Genomic DNA, 21,154 nt, shown 5'->3' on the forward strand with positions numbered 1-21,154 from the left:
GTCGCCCGAGCCCCTCATGGCGCCCGGACGAGCGCATGAGGCATCCACCCTCGCCCACAGGTCCGTCATGGGCTCACCAGCCGCTCCCGCGCCCAGCGCGCTCCACCCCAAGCCGCGGCTCACGTTCTGGGAAATCTGGAACATGAGCTTCGGCTTCCTGGGCATCCAGTTCGGCTTCGCGCTGCAGAACGCGAATGTCAGCCGGATCTTCGAGACCTTGGGCGCCAAGGTCGAGAGCATCCCGATCCTGTGGATTGCCGCCCCGGTCACCGGGCTGGTGGTGCAGCCCATCATCGGCTACTTCAGCGACCGGACCTGGAACCGCCTCGGCCGGCGGCGGCCGTACTTCCTCGGTGGGGCGATCGCGGCTTCGCTGGCGCTGCTGGTGATGCCGAACTCCCCGGTGCTGTGGGTGGCGGCAGGGATGCTGTGGATCATGGACGCGTCCATCAACATCTCGATGGAGCCGTTCCGGGCGTTCGTGGGAGACAACCTCCCGTCCACGCAGCGCACCACCGGCTTCGCGATGCAGAGCTTCTTCATCGGCACCGGCGCGGTGGTGGCCTCGATGCTGCCCTGGCTCTTGACCAAGGGGTTCGGGGTGAGCAACACGGCGTCCGCGGGCATGATTCCCGCGTCGGTGCGCCTGTCGTTCTATCTCGGCGCCGCCGTCTTCTTCAGCGCCGTGCTGTGGACGGTGCTCCGGTCGAAGGAGTACTCGCCCGAAGCGATGGCGTCGTTCGAGGAGAACCGGGCGCGCGAGGGTCGGGTCGCGGAGCGGCGCACCGCGGAGGCGTACGCGATCAACGGCAGCCGCCAGGTCCGCATCGGCCTGATCCTGCTCGTCGTCGGAGCGGCGTTCAGTGCGTGGCTGGCGAGCGCGCGGATCTACGAGGTGATGATCCTGTCGGCCGGCGTCGGCGCGGTCGGGCTCCTGCTGATGGCCAGCGGATGGCTGCAGCGCGGTGGGAGGTACGACAACGGCTTCGTCACGATCCTGAACGACTTCCAGGACATGCCGGGCACGATGAAGCAGCTGGCGTGGGTCCAGTTCTTCTCGTGGTTCGCGCTGTTCGCGATGTGGATCTACACGACGGCGGGCGTCACCAGCCACGTCTACCACACCACCGACACGACCTCGGCGCTGTTCAACGAGGGCGCCAACTGGGTCGGCGTCGGCTTCGCGGCCTACAACGGCGTGGCCGCAGTCGTGGCCTTCGCCATTCCCGTTCTCGCGAACCGCACCAGCCGCAAGGTCGCGCACGCGGTCTGCCTCGTGTGTGGTGCGCTGGGGCTGCTCTCGATCTGGGTCATCACCGACCCCGGCTGGCTGCTGGCTTCGTTCGTCGGCGTCGGGATCGCGTGGGCGAGCATCCTGTCGATGCCGTACGCCATCCTCACCGGCTCGTTGCCGCCGTCGAAGATGGGGTACTACATGGGCGTGTTCAACTTCTTCATCGTGATCCCGCAAATCACGGCGGCCGCGGTCCTCGGGTTCTTCGTGAAGCATTTCTTCGGCGGCGAGGCCATCTACGCCCTGCTGGTGGGTGGTGCGTCACTGGTGCTCGCCGCGGCGCTCACGCTGCGGGTGCGGGACGAGGACGACGTGGCGCGGACCGCCGCGCCGTGACGCGCGGGCCGGCCGGGCGGTCCATCGGATGGGTGACGCACGGGGCGTTTCGCGAAAGGACGGTGGGGGCATGAAGATCTCGATCCGTGCCGCGACGCTGGCTGCGCTGAGCGCCGGCGTGCTGACCGCGTGCATCCACCGCGCCCCCGGAGCGGCACCCCGGCTCGGGGCGGTGGCCTCGGAGCAGGCCAGGCATCCGGCGGAGTTCTGGAACAACGCCACCGTGTACTTCCTGCTCACCGACCGGTTCCAGGACGGCGACAGCGGCAACGACCACGCCCTGGGCCGCGCGCAGGACGGAGCCGTCCTGCGCAGCTTCGCGGGCGGTGACTTCAAGGGCGTGCTCGACAAGATCGAGGCCGGGTACTTCGACAGTCTCGGGGTGAACGCCATCTGGCTGACCCCGTTCGTCGAGCAGATCCACGGGGGCGTGGACGAAGGCTGGGGCAAGACCTACGCCTACCACGGCTACTGGGCGCACGACTGGACGGCGGTGGATCCGGCGTTCGGGACCCGGGACGACCTGCACGCGCTGGTCGACGCGGCGCACCGGCACCACATCCGGGTGCTGATGGATGCGGTCATCAACCACTCCGGGCCGGTCACGGCCGTGGATTCCTCGTGGCCCGGCGACTGGGTGCGGACGAGCCCCCAGTGCACCTACCGGAGCTACGTCACCACCGTCGACTGCACGCTGTCGGAGTTGCCGGACGTGCGCACCGACCGGAACGACGCGGTGGACCTGCCGTCCTGGCTGGTGGAGAAGTGGCGGCGGGAGGGCCGCCTGGACCAGGAGCGGGCCTCGCTGGACGCCTTCTTCCAGCGCACCGGCTATCCGCGGGCGCCCCGCTACTACCTCATCAAGTGGCTCACCGACTGGGTGCGCGAATTCGGGTTCGACGGGTACCGGATGGACACTGCCAAGCACTTCGAGGCCGGGGTGAGCGCCGAGCTGAAGAAGGAGGCCGACCTCGCCTTCGCGGACTGGAAGCGGGCCCATCCCGCGCTGGCACTGGACAGCCTGCCGTTCTACATGGTGGGCGAGGTGTACGGCTGGGACCCGGGCCAGGGGCGGCAGTACAGCTACGGGGACAGCAGCGTGGACTTCTTCGCCAACGGCTACGACGCGCTGATCAACTTCGCCTTCAAGCGGGAAGCCGCCGGGTCGCTCGATTCGCTCTACACGCGGTACTCCACCGAGCTCCACGCGGGTGGTCCGCTGGCCGGGGTGTCGCTCCTCAACTACGTCAGCTCGCACGACGACATGTCACCGTACGATCCGGACCGCAAGGACCCGTTCGGCGCCGCCACCCGGCTGCTCCTGGCGCCGGGCGCCGCGCAGATCTACTACGGGGACGAGCTGGCCCGGCCACTCAGGGTGGCGGGCGCGCAGGGCGACGCCAATCTCCGCTCCCTCATGAACTGGGGGAACCTGCGGTTCAGCGACTCCACGCAGCGGATCCTGGCGCACTGGCGGAAACTGGGCCGGTTCCGGCTGGCCCACCCGGCCGTGGGCGCCGGCGTGCACCGCACGCTCCAGGCCAGCCCGTTCATCTTCAACCGCATCCTGGTGACCGACAACATCGACGACCGCGTGCTAGTGGCGATGGACCAGCCCAAGGGCCGGAAGGAGGTCCCCGTCTTCGGGACGTTTCCCGACGGCACGGAACTGACCGACGGGTACTCGGGGGTGACGGACACGGTGAGGAACGGGGTGGCCACGCTCACGACGCCGTACGATCTGGTGCTCCTGGGCCAGGGTGGCGAGGAGGAGAGCGGCCCGATCGTCGTGAACGTGACCAACGACTACGCGCTGCAGGTGGAGGCGTACGCCGTCGCGAACGGCGTGTCCTACCGCATGGGGACGGTGGCTCCGGGGATCGTCAGCCAGTTCGTGCTCCGCCCGGCCATGCTCGCGGGGGGAGGCATGGTGGAGTTCGTCGCCCAACCGGTCGACTTTGGGCGGCTGGTGCGGACCGGGGCGATCCTGCTGCATCCGGGGGAAGTGGTGGATTTCTTCATCACATCGCATCTGGTGGCCAGCTACGCCACGGTCCGGCAATAGGCACTGACGCTCCGTCGCGGCCCGGCACGGACGCCGTCGGGCCCGAGGGGGCGTTACAGGGCTTCCGGGTCGGCGTACCTCGCGAGCAGCGCCTGGAAGCGCGGATCGCCACGGATCGGGTCGTAGTCCGGGCTCAGGCGCAGCTCGCCCACGCTGAGCAGGCTCGGCTCGGCGAGCAACCGCGCGATCTCCACCAGCGCCGCATCCGCATCGCCGATGCGCACCAGGATGCGCACGCGCTGCTGCGCCGGCGACGATTTCCAGGGGTCCCCGCGGTAGACGCTCGAGCGCTCGAGCCAGCGCGCCTCCTGCCTGGCGTCCGCTCGACGTCCGAGCCAGGCCACGGCCAAGCCGCGCGCCGCGTGGATGCCCCAGTCGTCGGGGTGCCTACGCTCCGCCGCATCGAGGAGCGCCGCCGCCGACTCGAACCCGGCCCGTGCGCCGGTGGTGTCGCCACTCAGGAACAGCGCCTGGGCAACCTCTAGCGCCCGGGAAGCTCTGGCGGCGGCGCTCGCGCCGGCCTCCGGCGGCCGGGCGCGCAGCGCGGCGAGGGCGGAGTCGGGACGCCGCTCCCACATGAGCAGCTCCAGACGCTGGACCGCGATTGGCTCACCGCCGCCGCCCGGGTCGCCGTCCGGCGGCAGATCCCGGAGCACGGCGCGGAGCGTATCCAACTCGGCCTTCCACAGGGCGTAGCTCCAGCCCATCGAGAGTCGCGGCTCGACCAGTTCGGGCGCCAAGGCCAGCGCGTGGCGATAGGCCACGACGGCTTCCGGGTAGCGATGCAGGTAGTGGAAGACGTTGCCGAGGCTGACGAAGACATCCGGGTCGCGCGGGTCGAGGGCCCGCGCACGCTCGTACGCCACCAGCACGCTGTCCCACGCTCCCAGGTGCCGTTGCACCCTCCCGATCCACTTCCACAGCTCCGCGTCGTTCGGCGCCGCCCGCAGGCCGCGACCGAACTCGTCCAGGGCCCCGCGGAAATCGTCACGCGCGAGGAAACGCGTCAGGCCCACCGCGAGATGCGCCTGCGGCAGGTCCGGCGAGAGGCGCAGCGCCAGGTCGGCTTCCCGTCGCGCCTGGTCCAGTCGGGTGGCGGTCTGGTCGTACCGCAGTTCGTACATCCCCCAATGGACGTATGACAAAGCAGCATGCGCCGGGGCGAAGGCCGGGTCGAGGGCCAGCGCCCGCTCGTAGAGCTGCTCAGCGAACGCGATGTTCTGGCGAGTGAGGCCAGGCCTCCGGGCATACTCGACCCCTTGTAGGTAGTACTGGTACGCCTCGGAGTTCTCCGTGGGGGCGGTCGCGATCGCCCCGGCCTCCGCGTGCGTCAGGGTGGCGCCGACCGCGCGGACGATGCGCCGGGCGATGTCGCTCTGCACCGCGAAGGCGTCGTCCAGTATCGAATCGTACCGCTCCGCCCACAGCTCGACGTCGCCGACCGGGTCGAGCAGCTGTACGATGACCCGCAGCCGCCTGCCGTCGACCTGAACGCTGGATACGACGACGGTGCCGACGCCCAGCTCCCCGGCAACCTGGCGCAGCGTCTTCGACGTCCGCTGGTAGCCGCCGACCGAGGCCGGTCCGATCACCCTCAGCGACGCCACCCTGGCGAGCTGCGCGAGCAGCTCGTCGTGCAGGCCGGCGGCGACGTAGGCGTGGAGCGAGTCGGCGCTCAGGTCCCGGAACGGCAGGACGGCAATCGCGGTCCGGGGAGCCAGGCCGCGGAGCGGGCGCCCGCTGCGCCACGGCCTCACCGCCGCGGCAGCGGCAAGCACGACGATGCCGGCCACCCCCGCGGCCCACGCCAGCCGTCGCCGGGTCCGGGCGCGGGCCGGTCGTGGCGATGGCGCCACCACGCCGCCGGCGGCACCCGGCAGCTCGGCGGTCGGGGCGCGCGCGTCGGGCGTTGCGCCGGGGGCCGCCGGCCCCTGCCCGGCCGCAGCGGGGCCGCGGTGCCCGGCCGGCAGCTCCCCGGCCCGGATCCGCCCGATGGCCGCAAGGAAGCCGTCGTCGGGTGCGAGGTCGAGCTCCGCCCGCAGTCGCCGCGCGTGGGCCTCCGCGGCCTTCAGGGCGTTCGCCCGATCCCCGATCGCCGCCATCGCTCGCGCGTGCTGGAGCACGAAGTGCGAGTTCAATGGATCGTGCTCGACCGCCCGTCCCCACCAACCCAGCGCGTCGTGCCAGTCCCCGGCCGCCACGGCCGCCGTAGCGAGGTGCTCGAGCGCTTCGGCGTACTCGCGCGCCAGGCGGACGCGTTCCCCGTCCAGCCAGCGCTCGAACTCCGGTGCGTCGTCCAGGTGGAAGCCGTCGAGCAGCGGACCGGCGTACGCGCGCGCTGCGTCGGCCTGCCGGCCGCGGGTCAGGGCCTGCGTGAACGCCTGCAGGTCGGAGGTCGCCACGGGATCCAGGCGCAGCAGGCGGCCGTCGGAGGGCACGGCGCCCGGACCGAGCGCGCGCCGGATGGCGTAGAGCGCGTCCCGCAGCCCCTGCCGCGAGCGGGCCTCGTCGCTCTCGGGCCACAGCAAGGCGACGAGGCGCTCCCGCGTGCAGCCGCGGTCGGCGCACACGGCCAGCACCGCCAGGACCGCGTCACCCCGGCGTTGGGGCCGCTGGGGCGCCGGGGCCCCGGGAGGGCCCTCGAGCGCAAAGCCACCGAGCACACGGAGTCGGTACATGCCGTCCGTTGCCGCCTTCTACGTCGCCTTGGGGATACCGAATCCTGCCCAGGGGATGCGGCGCGGGCAAGGGGGGCCTCCGGAGCGGGCGGCCGCTCCCCGGAGCTCCGCGACGCGGCGGCGACGAGCGCGCGACGCGCCCCTTGCATGCTTGCAGCCAAAGCCAGCGCCAGTCTGCACGGACGCCAGGCCCGGTCGCGGGGACCGGGGCAGCGCGGCTGCACCATTCAGGGAGGTCGACATGAAGAAGCTGTCCGCCGTGGCGGCCGCATCACTGCTGCTGCTCGCAGCGTGCGGTCGTGAAGCTGCCAACCCCAGCGAGCCGGCTCAGACCGGCGCCGCCGCGGCCGGGCCGGGCGCGCTGACCGCGATGCACGGCGCGATTGCGCTGGACACCGTCGCCACGGGTCTGAACAATCCCCGGGGGCTCAAGTTCGGGCCCGACGGGGACCTGTACGTCGCCGAAGGCGGCACGGGCGGCACCAACTCGACGGTCGGACAGTGCCTGCAGGTGCCGCAGGTCGGCCCGTACACCGGCGGGTACACGTCGCGGATCTCGAAGATCGATCGACACGGGAACCGCACGACCGTGGTGGACAGCCTGCCCTCCAGCGCGACCAGCGCGGTCTCCGGGAGCCTCACCAGCGGCGTCGCCGACGTCGCGTTCATCGGGCGCACGCTGTACGCCGTGCTGGCCGGCGCCGGCTGCTCGCATGGCGTCCCCGACGTGCCGAACGCGGTCATCCGGGTGCACCGGAACGGCACGTGGAGCATCGTCGCGGACCTGAGCGCGTTCGTCGCCGCCAATCCCGCCGCGAACCCGGACCCGGACGATTTTGAGCCCGACGGCACGTGGTACGGCCTGGTGGCCCGGGATGGATACCTCTACACGACGGAGCCGAACCACCAGGAGGTGGATCGCGTCTCGCCTCGAACGGGCCGGATCAAGCGCCTGGTCGACGTCTCCGTGGCCCACAACGGCGCTACGGGGGGGTGGATCGGTCCCACAGCCCTCATCGCGGACCGCGACGGCTTCGTATTCGGCACCCTCGGGCCGTTTCCGGTCGTTCCCGGCAGCGAGAGCATCTTCGATCTGGATCTGAACGGGAGGTATCGCGCGCTGGCATCCGGCTTTTCGACCGTGCTCGGGCTGGCGTCCGATCGCGCCGGGCGGATCTACGTGCTGGAGTCCATGACGCAGCCCGGCTTCCCGGGGCCCCAGGACATCGGCGCGGGCATGGTGGTGCGTGTGAAGAGGGGTGGAGCCGTAGACACCGTGGCCACGGGCTTCAGCTTCCCGTCGGCGATGACCTACGGACCCGATGGGAATCTCTACGTGTCGGACTTCGGCTTCGGCACGCCTCCCGGCACAGGCCAGATCGTTCGCATTCGCCTGGGCCACGACCACGACTGATCGACGAGCGGGCGCCCGGCCGCAGCAGGGCCGGGCGTCCGTCGGCCGATGCGAGGGCGCTAGCGGCTCTGGTGCGCCCTCAGCGAGAGGGGCTCCAGCCGATGCGAATCAGGACTGCCGCAGTCACGCTCCTCGGGCTCCTTCTGTTGGAGTTCGCATCGCGACCCGTCCAAGGGCAGGATGTCTCGGGCTCGCTGGAAGGGAAGCTCTTGACGTCTCAGCTACAGCCGTTGTTGGACGCCGAGGTGGTCGCGAGTGGCCCCGCCTTGCAGCAGCCGATGGAGGTGCACAGCGACGCTCAGGGGAGCTTCCGGTTCCTCGCGCTCCCGGCCGGCACCTACACGGTGCGCATCCGGTCCATCGGCGTTCGCCCCGTTCTCTACGAACGGGTAATCGTGGGCCTCGGCCGCAGCACGAGCCTGGGCGTGGTCACCATGGAGCCGACCGATGTCGAGCTCACGGAGATCGTGGTCACCGCCGAGGTCTTGCCCCTCGACCTGACCAGTGCGGCGAGCGGGACCAATCTGCGGGCGGAGCAACTCGACGGGCTGCCGCTCGACAGGAGCCTCAATTCCCTGATTTCACTGGCGCCGGAGGCAACCTACCAGCTGCCGGACCTGTCGTTCCGTTCCGAGGGCGTCAACATCGCTGGCGGCAGCATCTGGGACAACGCGTACTTCGTGGACGGCGTGAACGTCACCGATCCCGGCATGGGTGCGGGGGGCATCAACCTGCCGTACAACTTCGTCCAGGAACTGCAGGTCAAGACGGGCGGATACGAGGCCGAGTACGGCCGCGCCATGGGCGGAATCGTGAACGTCGTCACGCCGTCGGGGGGGAACGACTTCCACGGCAGTCTCTTCACGTACTTCACCGACGACAGGCTGCGGACCGACCCCCGCTACGGTCTCATTCAAACCAACCTGGACAAGTACTCCCAGTTCGACGTAGGTGGCAGCCTCGGCGGCCCGATCAGCCGGGATCGTCTCTGGTTCTTTCTGGCCTACAATCCGCTGGTGGACGTCCGGAACGCCTCCTTCCCGGGCATCCCGACGCAGAAGGACCGCCAGACTCAGCATCGCCTCGCCGGCAAGCTGACGTGGCAGCCGCAGCCTGCGACGCGCATCGCCTTCACCGCCACGGGAGATCCTACGACGCATGACGGCGTCGGGCCCATCCTCGATTATGGAGCGCCGAGCGTCGTGCTGAACACCGACGTCGTGCTGTCGCACCTCAGACGGGGCGGATACGGACTGTCGCTTCACGCCGAACAACAGATGGGCGAGAGCGTCCTGCTCTCGGCAACGTTGTCCCGCTCCGTGTACCGCGACGACTTCGCGCCGCAAACGACGCTGGGCGCGACCGCGCCTCGGTTCACGGACACGACCGGGGCATGGTCGGGCGGCTACGGCGGAAGCGGCTACAACCATCTCGGTCGAGATGCGGCCCTGACGAGCGTCAGCGTGGCCGCCGGCTCCCATCTCCTGAAACTCGGGGGAGAGTACGAGAACAACACGCTCGACGAGGTCGTTGATGAGGGCTCGGGCCAGCGCGGCGGATTCCTATCGCAGTCCCGGAGCTCCGGAAGGTACGTCTGGCTCCGAGCCCAGAGCGCCGCGAACGTGGGGATCCGGGTGCTCAGCGGCTACCTGCAGGACTCCTGGGCCCCGAGTGCCAGCGTTCGTCTCAACGCCGGCTTGCGGTGGGAGGGACAGTGGTGGGTGGGGTCAGGCGGAACGGTCATGCAGTCGATCACCGACCAGCTCGCCCCGCGTGTCGGTCTCATCCTCATGCCGGGCCGGCCCGGGTCACAGAAGTTCTTTGCGTCCGCAGGCCGGTTCTACGAGCAGGTGCCGCTCGACGCGCTGGCCCTCTTCTATGGGACCGGGTCGAGCACCTACATCCGATACAATCAGGACCCTCGCATCGACACCACGGGGGGCACCCTTCTCTTCACCAACCAGAGCGGTGTCTACGCGCGCGTGCCTGGTCTGCGCGGAGAATACTACGACGAGCTGACGTTTGGGTACGAGCGTCAGCTGGCAGCGACAATGATCGTCGGGGCGCGAGTGATCCTCCGCGCGGCGAAGTCTGTCATCGAGGACTCCTACGCGAGTGACGGGACTCCCGTCTATGGGAACCCTGGGACGGGACTGCTCGACTCGTTCCCGAAGCCCATCCACCGATACGAAGCTCTGGAACTCACCCTCCAGAACTCCGGGAGCGCCAAACTCCACTTCCTGGCTTCGTATGTGCTCTCCCGAAACTGGGGCAACTATGCGGGGCTCTACGCTCCCGAGGGATCGCCGCCCAATGCCAGCATCCAGTTCGACAACCACGACAGTCTCGCGATCAGCAGCGGCCCGCTTCCCAATGACCGGACGCATGCCGTGAAGCTCTCCGGTGCCTATCGATTCGGGTTTGGGCTGACCGCCGGGACGTCCGCGTTCTGGCAGAGCGGGACACCTCTGAACGAGTACGGGATCGTCCAGGCGGGGGACTACCAGGCGTTTCTCCGGCCCCGCGGCACCGCCGGCCGCACTCCGGGGACCTGGGACCTGAATCTGCGCTTCGACTACGCCTTCCGGCGCGGGGCGGGGCCGAAGATCACCCTCGACGTCACGCACATCGGCAGCCCACGCGGAGCGGTCGCGTTCGATCAGCAGCACTATACCGGTACACCCGACGCGAGCGGAAACCAGACGGACCCGAATCCGATCTACCAGCAAGTGCTCGTCTATCAGCCGGCGATGTTCGTGCGGCTCGGGGCGATGGTGGGCTTCTAATGCGGTGCGATGAGCCGGGCGTGACCCAGCGGCGGCTCAGGACAGGCGGCGCAGCGCGGCCTGGGCCTCGTCCACGAGGTGGCGGAGCGCCGGCACCGGCATGTCGTAGCGCCGGACAAGCTGCCCGTAGTGCTCTCGCGCCAGATCCCGGTGGCCCTGAGCCTCCTCGATCTGCGCCAGCTTGAGGTACGCCAGGCCGGCAAAGAACTCACCGCTGACGCCTCCTCCCGGCGGGCCCCAGGCCTCGTGCCAGGCCAGGGCCCTTCTCGCCCGGCCCGTATCGCCCACGGCCAGCAGCGCACTGGCAGCCGCCAGGTGGAGCACCGAGACGGCGAGCGGGTCGCGGGCGGAATCCGCGAATAGCTCCACCTCCGTGGCCCGCTCATCGATGACGGCCAGCGACTCCGCCGCCAGACGGGTTGAGCGGCCAAGGGTCAGGCCCAAGGCCCTCAACGAGCGATCGAGGAACGCCGCCTGCGTCGCCCCGTTGTGCCGCAGGGCCCCGCGCGCAGCGGCCAGGCCGTTCGGGTCGGACCGGCGCACCGCGAGCAGGCCATCCGCCCACGCGAGCACGGCCCGTTGGCTGGCGGCGCGGCTGCTATCCGCCAGCCCACCGACGTACAGCGTGGCCGCCGCGCGTCGCTGGACCGCGCTCTGCGCATCCAGCGCGCTCAGCCAGGCTCCGACTGCCGCCAGACGATAGGCTTCGACCGCAGATCCCCGAGCCGCCGCCCGGTCCGGGTACGACTCGGCATAACGATCCAGGGCCACCAGCGCCGAGTCCCAGGCGCCGCGGGCAACCCAGCTGTAGGCGGCGGTCAGCGCGAACGCCGGCGCGAACGCGCTGTGGGGGCCTCGCCTGAGCACCAGCACATCGAGCTCGCTCTGCGCTGCCGGGTAGCCGAACGCGAGCAGGGCGTAAGCTCCGAAGGCGTTGCCCTGGCGGGAGTCCGACGCGGCCACGGCGCGCGCGACGCTGTCCAGGAGCGGCCGGCCGGCACCACCCTCGCCTCTCTGGAGCTGGAACGCCAGCCTGTACCACAGCGCCACGTCGAAACCGAAATCGGACGATCGCTCCTTCAGTGCGCCGAGGCGGGTCAGAGCGTCCAGCGCCATGCGCGCGTCGGACGAGTCCTGGCCCAAGCTCGTCTGTAGAAGGTGATCCCAGGCGTCGGTCAGGGCCGGGTTCAGGCTGGCAGCCCGCTCCAGCACTTTTCTGGCCTCCGCCTTCGTGTGTCCGGCGAGTGGCGCGGCATGGGTCAAATGGTCGCCATACTCCATCGCCGCGACCCAGTCGTCCGGGTACTGCTCCGCCAGATCGCGGAATCGGCTCAGATGCTCTTCGAAGCTTTCGACACGGTACGTGTCCTCGGCCCGAATGATGGCCCGGTCTCGAGGTTCGAACGCGGCGAGGTGTGACGCGTAGGTGTGAATCCTGGGGTCGTCGTCCTCTTTCCCCTGCCAGCCCAACGCCTGGTAGTAGCGCCAACCGGCAACCCAGAACGTCGTGTCGGCCGTCGCAGCGCGGCGAAAGGCGTTGGCGGCTTCGGGCCAGCGTCCCGCCACGGCCTCGCGTTCGCCTTCGAGGAAGGCGCTGAGCGCCGGGAGGGATCGGGTCGTGACGTCCTCGAGGAAGACCGACGGCGGGGTACCCCGCCAGATCTGTCGCAGGAGCGCCAACGTGATCGAGTCGGACAGCGCGACGAGGCTGTCGGGCGGCGCGCGAACCACGATCACCGGCCCCAGCGGAGCGTGCGTATCGGTCCGGTAGATCCCGAGGTCGAGCCGGACACCAGCGGCATCGCGCGCCAGGCCTCCCTGGACGAAGCTGCCGGCGCCCAACCGGCGGCTGAGCCCCGCGGCCCGATCGAACGTCATCGGGTTCGGGCCTACGGCGGCGGTGAGGATCGCGTACCGGTCCACGGTGCGCACCGGGCCCACGCCGTCGAGGGTGCGACTCACGGTCATCATGAGATCGCCGCCCAGCCGGGCCAACGCCGTATCGGGGACGCTGGGCACGAATGGCAGCACCGCGATGACCGAGGCCGATGGGACGATGGGCGATCGGCGCGCCCGCACGACCACGAATGCACCGGCCGTCAGGGCGGTCACCGCGAGGGCCGCAGCAACCGGTCGGCGGAACGCCGCCCGCGCCGCCCGCGGGGGGCGCCACGCCGGCGCCGTCACCGGGTGGGCCCCCGCCAGCGCCTCGACGAACTGCGCCGCCGTTGCGAACCGGTCCGCCGGCACTCTCGCGAGCGCCCGGTCGATCGCCTGTGCCACCTGCACCGGCACCGTCTCCCGCACCGTTCTGAGCGGCGGCACGGGGTCGGTCAACCTCCGCGCGATGATGGCCTGCGCGGTCCGTCCCGTGTACGGCGGCTCTCCGGCCAGCATCTCGTATAACACGCAAGCGAGGCTGTAAAGGTCCGAGCGGCCGTCGAGGCGCTGCTCGCCCGATGCCTGCTCGGGGCTCATGTACAACGGAGTCCCCACTGCGAGCCCAGTCTCCGTCAGCTTTTCGCCACCCGCCGCGGTGACCGCCCGCGCAATCCCGAAGTCCGCGACCAGCGCGTGGCCGGATTCGAGCAGGATATTCTCGGGTTTGATGTCCCGGTGCACCACGCCCCTGCCGTGCGCGTAGCCCAGCGCGTCCGCCACCTCCCTGGCGATCTGGAGCGCGTCGTGGAGCGGCAGCTGCGTCTCGCGCTCGATCCGGTCGCGCAGGGTTTCCCCCTCCACCCACGGCATGACGTAGTAGAGGATCCCGGGTCCAGCAGGTCCGCCACCCTCACCTCGCGCAGGGTCGGAGGCCACCTCTCCCGAGTCGTACAGTGGAAGGATGTGGGGATGATGCAACTGGGCCGAAAGTCGGATCTCGCGCAGGAAGCGCTCCGCGCCCAAGGCGGCGGCGAGCTCAGGGCGCAGCACCTTGATGGCGACCGGGCGATCGTGCTTGAGATCGCGGGCGAGGAAGACGACAGCCATCCCCCCGCTGCCCAGCTCGCGCTCGACCGTGTAGCGCTCGGCGAGACCTTGTCGGAGCCGCTCCAGCGGATCGCTCACAAGCCATGCCCTTCTGCCCGGAGTCGGACCGGCCTCGGCCTCTGCTGCATCGACGCGAACACGAGACTCCCTGGCGGGGCCTGCCGTCGCGCACTCACGGGGGCGGTCCAGGCCCAAGGCAGCCGATTCGTGGGAGCCAACCAGTAGAATGGGGACCGCGCCTCGGGCGCGCTAGGACCTGCGACGCCAGTCGCGGCGCGCGCACGGCATAGAGACAGGCCGATCACCGCCCTCCCAGCACCGAGGCGGCGGGCAGGACGTCGCCGGTGGAGTCGAACAGCGCGAGCGAGCCGCCGCCCCACACGAACACTCCGGGCACCTGGATCGCCTCCGGATACCACCAGACCACGCCGGCCCCATGGCCGCCCGGCGTGGCCGCGACGGCGTCGAGCAGGTCGTGCAGGAACTGCGCCTGCCCCTGCGGCGAGACGACCCAGGTCATGGCGGCGCTGTTGGTGACCATGCTCTCCCAGCCGCCGGCCCGCCACGGATACGACGTCTCGACCACCATGATGTCCCGCCCGTAGCGCGATGCCGTGGACGACAGATTGGCCTCGAGCTGCGCGAGCGATCCGTGCCACCACGGGTAGTAGCTGAGGCCGATGAGGTCGTAGGGCACGCGGTAGCCGTTCATGTGGTCGAAGAACCACGCGGTGCCGATGGCGTCGCCGCCCTGCGAGTAGTGGAGCATGATGCGGACCGTGTCGGACGGTCCCAGCGCGTCGCGCACGCCGTTGATGCCGGCCTTGAGCAGCTGCGTGAACTGAGTCCACTCGACCAGCGTGTCCCCGCTCGCCGCGTACAGCTGCCCGAGCGGCCACAGCATGCCGTCGTCGATCTCGTTCCCGATCTGGACGACGTCGGGGAGGGCGCCCGCCTGCTTGAGCTGCGCGATCACGCCCGCCGTGTAGGACTCGACCGTCGCGCGCAGCGAGTCGAACGCGAGACTCGCCCAGGCAGCCGGGGTCGTCTGATGTCCCGGATCGGCCCAGGTGTCGGAATAGTGGATGTCGAGCAGCAGCTTCGCGCCGGCTGCCTTGACCCGGCCCGCCATCGCGATCGTGTAGGCGATGTCGTTGACCTGGACGTCGGAGTCGTCGGGGCTGACGAACAGGCGCAGGCGGAAGAGGTTGGCGCCGCGTGACCGGAGGATCGCGATGGCGTCGCCCGCCCGGCCGCTGTCGCGGAACACGCCGCCGGCCTGCTCGATCCGCGCCAGGGCCGAGACGTCGGCGCCGCGGAACGCCACCGCCGCGGGCGGCACGACCGTCGAGGACGTGGTCTCGTGGCCGCCGCAGCCCAGCAGCCAGACGAGCGCGGCTGCCGCCGCAAGGCCGCGGGCACGGCGGGGCTGCGCCGTCATGGAGCGAACCCGAGCGTCAGCCATTCCACCTCCACCCCGTAGCTGCCCGGCGCGACGGCGACACCGGCTTCGGGCCGCAGGGAGAGTTGCAGTCGCTCCACGTGCTCGAGACGCACGTGGTCGCCGGCGCCGCCACGGCCCGACGCCGGTCCCACCCAGTAGTTCCATTCGCCTGGGAACCCCTCCGGCAGCAGGACGCCCCGACCGGACGTGAAAGCCGAAAGTGGCAGCGACGCCTCGTGCCACGAGCTGTCCGCGGGAACCTCCGCCGTCCAGCACGTGCCATCGTCCTCCATCAGCGTGACGTGGAGGACCTGACGCGGCCCGAGGCCGCGCAGCCGTACGGTCAGCGCCCGCGCCCCGGCCACGGTCTCCTGGCGGGAGTCGATCAGGTCCTTGACCACGAGCGACGCGGTGTAGTCGTCCAGCGGCTGGCCGTTCGGGTGGGTCGGCAGCTCCAGGTGGAACACCGGCCGTCCGGTGGCGGCGGACAGGGCGAGCCGGAACAGCCCGAGCCGGCCCGCGTCGCCGATGCGGCTGAATGCCAGGCGCGCCGCGTCCCGGTCAGGGTCGAAGAGCACCAGCGGCGTCGTCGGAGCCACGACGTCCAGCTTCCAGAACGCCGTCGCGTAGAAGTCCCACGCGTTCGGCCGCAGGGGCAGCCCGCCCGGGAAGGTGACCGCCGAGTCCCGGCGGTAGATGGTGATGACGTACTGCCACGGTCCCTCCCGCAGCGCGGCTGCCGGCACGGCGGCGGCGTACTCGTACCCGCCGGCCGGGTGCATGGCGAAGGGGCGGTAGAAGAACCCCGCCTCGGGCCGGAGGAACAGCGTCACGGAATCGGGCGGCGTGGGCGCGACGACCCGGGCGATGAGCGCCGCGTCCCGTCCCGCGACGACCTGTCGCGCCGCGAGCGGCAGGACCGTCGGCGGGAGCGTGTCGAGCGGCGGCGCGTGGTACTCGGCGAAGCCGACGTGGCCCATGAACGCGGGCAGGGACGCCGTGTCCACCCGACCGGCGGCGCTCAGCACGTAGACGCCGGGCGTCACCGCGAACCGGCCGCTCGCGGCGCGTTCGGCCCGCGGGTTGCCGGCGGTGATCGGCTGCACGGTGAAGGTCGTGCCGAGGTCGGGCAGCGAGACCGTCATGGGCCAGGCGCGGCTGACGGCCCGGGTCACGATCTTGCCGGGATCCGGCGGCTCGAACGGGTCGCGCACGGGCACCGCGTCGGGGTAGACCTCGAGGCGCCAGATCCCCGTGCGCACCTTGTCGAGGAAGTAAACCCCCTCGCCGCCGTAGGTCACGACCGGGGAGGAGCCGTAGCCGGCGATGCGCTGCAGGGCCTTCGGTTCGGGCGGCATCGCGCGCGTCGAACCGGCGTAGAGGAACGCGTCGCGCGCGACCAGCTCGCCGAGATTCTCGTCGGCGGCGACGTGGAAGTCGCCGAACCTCGTGTTGTCGGGATACGGGCCGTACGACCGGAACCGCGGCAGCCGGCGCATCGCCTCGGCGGCGATGATCGCACTCATCGCCTTGCGCGGCGTGTAGACGAGATTCAGGTAGTGGGTCTGCCAGCCGAGGTTGCGCGAGGCGGTCGCCAGCATGTCGTAGGCGAACATCGCGGCGAACTGCGCGCCCACGGCGCGGAACGTCCGGGCCATGGCCGGATACATGGTGCCGGTCCGGAGGTCCGGCGAGTCGAACTCGTAGACGATGCGCGGCATGCGCGCCAGCTCCGGGCGCAGCATGTCGGGGAAGGTGTCCACCGCCCGCAGGTAGTTGCCCGCCAGCTCGTGACCGGCGTTGAGCCCGGTCGGATACCACGCGAAGGTCACGCCCTGCACTTCCGAGCGGCGGATGGCCTCGGCGATGCGGAAGTCCTGGCTCACGTTGTAGAAGACGAGCTTGCGGCACCCGGTGCCGCGCACCGCGTCGCTGAGCGCGTTCAGGTAGCTGATCGAGCCCTGCAGGTCCTCCGGGTGGTGCCACGGCTCGTTCACCAGCTCGATGAACAGGATCGCGGGCTCGTCCTTGAGCGCCACGCCGGTGTAGGGATTGACGTGGTTCAGGATCTGCCTGAGGTAGTTCACCTGGGCCGCGATGGCCGCGGGGTCGGTGCCCATGCGCGCCTTGCCGAACACGCGGCCGAAGCCGGGCGTTGCGGCGTCCCGCTCCATCGCGTCCGGCCAGTTGGAGCTGTAGAGCTGGATGGGGCTGAACAGCATGTAGATGCCGCGCTCCCGCGCGCGGGCGACGAGGTAGTCCAGCAGGTCGAGATGGTCGTTGGCGATCAGGTTCCCGGCGCTGTCGGCCGATTCCCAGTCGCCCCAGAAGGTCAGCCGCAGTCCGTCCCAGCCCATTCGCGCGAACTGCGCCATGTCCTCGTCGATCATCTTCCGGCGATCGGCGTGGAGGTAGCCCGCGGCCCGGTAGTCCGACGCCGTCGGCAGCACGTAGTTCGCGCCGAACAGGCTCACTTCCTGCCGGTCGTCGGCCCAGCGCACCACGCCCGCGCTGTCGAGGTAGACGGCCCGCGTCGCGGGCGGGGCCTCGCCCCCGGCCGGGCGCTGCGCGCGGGCCGGCGCGGGAAGGGCGGCGGCCAGCACAAACAGCAGGGCAAGTTCGGAGCGGGTCGGCACCATTGGGCTCCGCGGCGTGTGTACCCGAGGAGGAAGCTGCGGCTCGCCGCCGGAGCGCGCAATGAGCCGGGTGCGACCCGGTCGTGTATGTTACGGGGCGTTCCCTGACACATCGCGCGGCGGCCGGCACCTACTCGATCGAGCGGTCGAGCCGTCGCCCTGCGTTCGGTCCGGAGGAGCGATGCGCACGACCAGGGGGCTTGGAGGCGCGTTGGGGCTGTCCCTGCTGGCCGCCGCGGCGGCGGGCTGCGGTGGAGAGGGCAGCGGGAGCGGGGGCGGGCCCACGGGCCCCGTGATCCCCGCCGTGGTCGGGACCTTCGGCACGGCCTCCACCTTCGCGACGCACGCGCAGCTCGCGGGCTACGGGTACAGCTACGGTCCGTCGGACGGACAGTTCGGCGCCATCCGCGGGAACGCCGGGACCTACACGTTCTACGGCAGCGCCGGCTCCGGCACGGCCTGCGCCGGCACGCCGAGCCTCACCGGGGAGTACACCTTCACCGGGACGCTCACGCAGGTCACGGGGAGCAGCTGCACGAGGCTGTTCGGACCGGGGTCCGGCCCGGCGGGCTGGGTCTTCGACTCGAACTACGCGGCCGGCGGGCCGGTGGTGCGTTTCGCCGTCGGCGCAGACAGCGGCTGGTTCATTCCCTTCCACGCCGAAATCCACTGGGTCAATCCCTCCACCTCGGACGGGCTGTGCTACGTGAACGGGACGTCCGGCGGTGAGGTGCCCTGCTTCTACGGGGGGCTCGGCCTGGCGGTCTCGACCGACGGCGGGGTGACCTTCCGCGTCGTCGGGCAGGTCTTCCAGCCCAGCGAGGCGCTGTCGGTCTTCAAGGGCGGCGGCACGAACATGAGCGTCGGCTACGGCTCGCTGCTCGTGGCCGACTCGAGCGGAAAGCACCTGCCCAACCCGCCGGCGGATCCCTCCAGCGCGTATTTCTACCTGTTCTTCACCGACCGCCTGGCGGCGGCGCCGGGCGCCTGCACGGGGCGGTCGTGCGTCGGCGTGGAGCGGGCGCGGTACGACGCCGTCGTGGCGGCCGCGCTCTCGGGCGACCCGCACCAGGTGGCGACCGCGTTCCGCAAGTACGACGGCACGTCCTGGACCGCGCCCGCCACCAGCGACACGCCGGGCGACACGGGGACGGCGGGCGCGTACGCGCCGCTGTTCACCGACGAGACCGGCGCCTTGCCCGAGGTGATGTACGACAGCGCGGTAGGCGCGTACCTCCTGGTGTACCAGAGCAACGGGGGCATTGCGGTGCGCGCCTCGAGCGACCTCGTCCACTGGTCCGGCTCCATCGCCACGGCCTACAGCGAGCCGGGCCGCCAGCTCTACTTTCCGACCCTGATGGGCGAGACCGGCGACCCGACCATCGGGGGACCGCAGCCGCGGGTGTACTTCACGAGTTTCCCCACCGACTCGTTTCCCAAGTACGCGACCTCGGTGTTCGAGAGCGTGCCACTCAGCGTGTCCAAGGGTCCGTGACGGCGGGGAACCGCCCGGGGGCGGCGTCACCCGGCGCCGACCCGGGCGGCGCTGCGCGCGTTCACCCGGCGGCGGCGCCCGGCTACATTGCGCGCGTGTCGCCCGGCCCCTATGCCTCGTTCCGGATCCCCGACTTCCGCCGCTTCATCGTCTCGCTGCTGACGACGACGGTGGGGTCGCAGGTCCAGACCCTCGTCGTCTCCTGGCAGATCTACACCATCACCCACGACCCGCTGTCGCTGGGCCTCATCGGCCTGGCGGAGGCGGTGCCGTTCATCGGCGCGGCGCTGTGGGCGGGGCACGTGGCGGACCGATTCGATCGCCGGCGCATTGCGCTGTGGTCGCTCGGGGTGCTGCTCGCCTGCGCGCTGGCGCTGGTGGGGCTGAGCCAGGCGCAGGGGTGGGTGCGCGCGCACGGCGTGTGGCCGTTCTACGTCGTGATCGCGACCGGCGGTCTGGCGCGCAGCTTCCTCATCCCGGCGCGCAACTCGCTGGCCGTGGGGCTGATCCCCAGGGAGATGCTGCCCAACTCCATCGCGTGGCGGAGCTCCACCTGGCAGACGGGCGCGGTCGCGGGCCCGGCCGTCGGGGGGCTGTTGTACGGGTTCGCCGGCGTGTCCGCGGCCTACGCGGTGCAGGCGGCGCTGCTCCTGGTCGCCCTGGTCGCGTTCGCCATGATCGGCGCGCCCCCGCCGTCCCGGGCCGCGGCGCGCGGCGGGGGCGCCGGTGACGGCCTGCTCTCCGGCCTGCGGTTCGTATGGACCGAGCGCGCGCTGCTGGGCGCGCAGACGCTCGATCTCTTCTCGGTGCTGCTCGGCGGCGCCGAGGCCCTGCTCCCGGTGTTCGCCGACCAGGTCCTGCACGTGGGGCCGCAGGGGCTCGGCGTCCTGCGAGCGGCGCCGGCCGCGGGCGCGGTGCTGATGTCGTTCTACATGGCGCACCAGCCGCCGCTCCGGCGGGCCGGCCGGACCCTGCTGGTGGCGGTGGCTACGTTCGCGCTGTGCATCGTCGGCTTCGGGCTGTCGCGGAGCTTCGCGCTCTCGGCCGGGCTGCTGATGGTGAGCGGGATGGCGGACAACGTGAGCGTGCTGATCCGCCAGACGATGCTGCAGGTGCTGACGCCGGGGCCCCTCCTGGGCCGGGTGCTGTCGGTCAACGCCATCTTCGTCGGGTCGTCCAACGAGGTCGGTGCGTTCGAGTCGGGCCTGACGGCGAGACTGCTGGGAACGGTGCCGGCGGTGGTGCTGGGCGGCGTCGCGTCGCTGGCCGTGGTGGGGATCGTGGCCGGGACGGTTCCGCGGCTGAGGCAGATGCGCGAGATTCAGCGCACCCGAGAACCCGGGGATCCGGAGGTGTCGGCCGCGTGACCAGCCCCGAACCGCAGTCGCCAGATCAGCGCGGCGTGCCGCCGTCGGCGCTGGTCCTGATCGCCGCCAACCTCGTGCCGCTGGTGGGCGTCGTCGCGCTCCACTGGACGGTGTTCTCCATTCTGCTCCTGTACTGGTGCGAGAACGTCGTGGTGGGCGTGTTCAACGTCCTGCGGATGCTGGTCGCGAGCCCGAAGGACGTCGCGGCCGACGCCGCCAAGGTGTTCTTCATCCCGTTCTTCATGTTTCACTACGGCATGTTCACGATGGTGCACGGCATCTTCGTGATGGCGCTGTTCGGCCCCGGCGGCGGACGCTTCTCGCCGAGTCCGGCGGCGTTCCTCGCCGCGGTGCGCGGCGCGGGCATCGGGTACGGCGCGCTGGCCATTCTCCTCAGCCACGGCTTCTCGTTCGTGCACAACTACCTCGCGAGCGGCGAATTCCGCCGCGCCTCGCTGCCGCAGCTGATGGCCCAGCCGTACGCGCGGGTCATGGTGCTGCACGTGACGATCCTGCTCGGTGGGTTCGCCGCCAAGGCGATGGGCGCGCCGGTGGCGGCGCTGCTGCTCCTGATCGCCCTCAAGACCCTGATCGACCTCCGCGCGCACCTCGCCGAGCGGAAGAAGCTCGGCACCCTCAGCGCGCCGTAGC

Annotated in this window: 11 protein-coding genes; 7 read left to right on the forward strand and 4 right to left on the reverse strand. The window is 70.8% G+C overall.

Translation table 11 applies throughout. From position 1 onward, the window contains the following. Window positions 1–67: 67 nt before the first annotated feature. A complete protein-coding gene (locus VMF70_13505; GenBank protein ID HTT69036.1) occupies window positions 68–1,630 on the forward strand; it encodes an MFS transporter in 1,563 nt (520 codons plus the stop codon). A gap of 70 nt (window positions 1,631–1,700) precedes the next feature. After that, window positions 1,701–3,695, forward strand: coding sequence for an alpha-amylase family glycosyl hydrolase (locus VMF70_13510; GenBank protein HTT69037.1), 1,995 nt, complete (start codon window positions 1,701–1,703; stop codon window positions 3,693–3,695). Window positions 3,696–3,748: 53 nt separating this feature from the next. Here VMF70_13510 and VMF70_13515 read toward each other — a convergent pair whose 3' ends face one another. Continuing rightward, window positions 3,749–6,265, reverse strand: a complete 2,517-nt coding sequence (locus tag VMF70_13515) for a BTAD domain-containing putative transcriptional regulator (protein ID HTT69038.1) — start codon at window positions 6,263–6,265, stop codon at window positions 3,749–3,751. Between the two features lie 349 nt (window positions 6,266–6,614). On the opposite strand from VMF70_13515, the gene VMF70_13520 reads away from it, so the two are divergent. After that, complete coding sequence (locus VMF70_13520) at window positions 6,615–7,787, forward strand: ScyD/ScyE family protein (GenBank protein ID HTT69039.1); 1,173 nt, start codon at window positions 6,615–6,617, stop codon at window positions 7,785–7,787. Window positions 7,788–7,888: 101 nt separating this feature from the next. Continuing rightward, complete coding sequence (locus tag VMF70_13525; GenBank protein ID HTT69040.1) at window positions 7,889–10,573, forward strand: carboxypeptidase regulatory-like domain-containing protein; 2,685 nt, start codon at window positions 7,889–7,891, stop codon at window positions 10,571–10,573. A 36-nt stretch (window positions 10,574–10,609) separates the two neighbouring features. Here VMF70_13525 and VMF70_13530 read toward each other — a convergent pair whose 3' ends face one another. The 3 genes from VMF70_13530 to VMF70_13540 form a co-directional block, all read right to left on the reverse strand. Continuing rightward, a complete protein-coding gene (locus VMF70_13530; protein ID HTT69041.1) occupies window positions 10,610–13,639 on the reverse strand; it encodes a serine/threonine-protein kinase in 3,030 nt (1,009 codons plus the stop codon). A gap of 223 nt (window positions 13,640–13,862) precedes the next feature. Beyond that, window positions 13,863–15,002, reverse strand: a complete 1,140-nt coding sequence (locus VMF70_13535) for a glycosyl hydrolase 53 family protein (protein HTT69042.1) — start codon at window positions 15,000–15,002, stop codon at window positions 13,863–13,865. Next, a complete protein-coding gene (locus VMF70_13540; GenBank protein HTT69043.1) occupies window positions 14,999–17,641 on the reverse strand; it encodes a hypothetical protein in 2,643 nt (880 codons plus the stop codon). The genes VMF70_13535 and VMF70_13540 overlap by 4 nt, the downstream gene beginning before the upstream one ends. Window positions 17,642–17,822: 181 nt before the next feature. Between VMF70_13540 and VMF70_13545 the strand changes: the two genes are divergently transcribed. The 3 genes from VMF70_13545 (at window position 17,823) to VMF70_13555 (ending at window position 21,153) form a co-directional block, all read left to right on the forward strand. Next, entirely contained in the window at window positions 17,823–19,136 is a 1,314-nt protein-coding gene (locus tag VMF70_13545) for a hypothetical protein (GenBank protein ID HTT69044.1), read from the forward strand. Between the two features lie 95 nt (window positions 19,137–19,231). Next, complete coding sequence (locus tag VMF70_13550; protein ID HTT69045.1) at window positions 19,232–20,503, forward strand: MFS transporter; 1,272 nt, start codon at window positions 19,232–19,234, stop codon at window positions 20,501–20,503. Further along, window positions 20,500–21,153: a DUF6498-containing protein gene (locus VMF70_13555; protein ID HTT69046.1), complete on the forward strand. Its 654-nt coding sequence runs from the start codon at window positions 20,500–20,502 to the stop codon at window positions 21,151–21,153. The genes VMF70_13550 and VMF70_13555 overlap by 4 nt, the downstream gene beginning before the upstream one ends. Window position 21,154: the final 1 nt, after the last annotated feature.

It is taken from the genome of Gemmatimonadales bacterium (genome assembly GCA_035502185.1).
GTDB lineage: Bacteria > Gemmatimonadota > Gemmatimonadetes > Gemmatimonadales > JACORV01 > Fen-1245.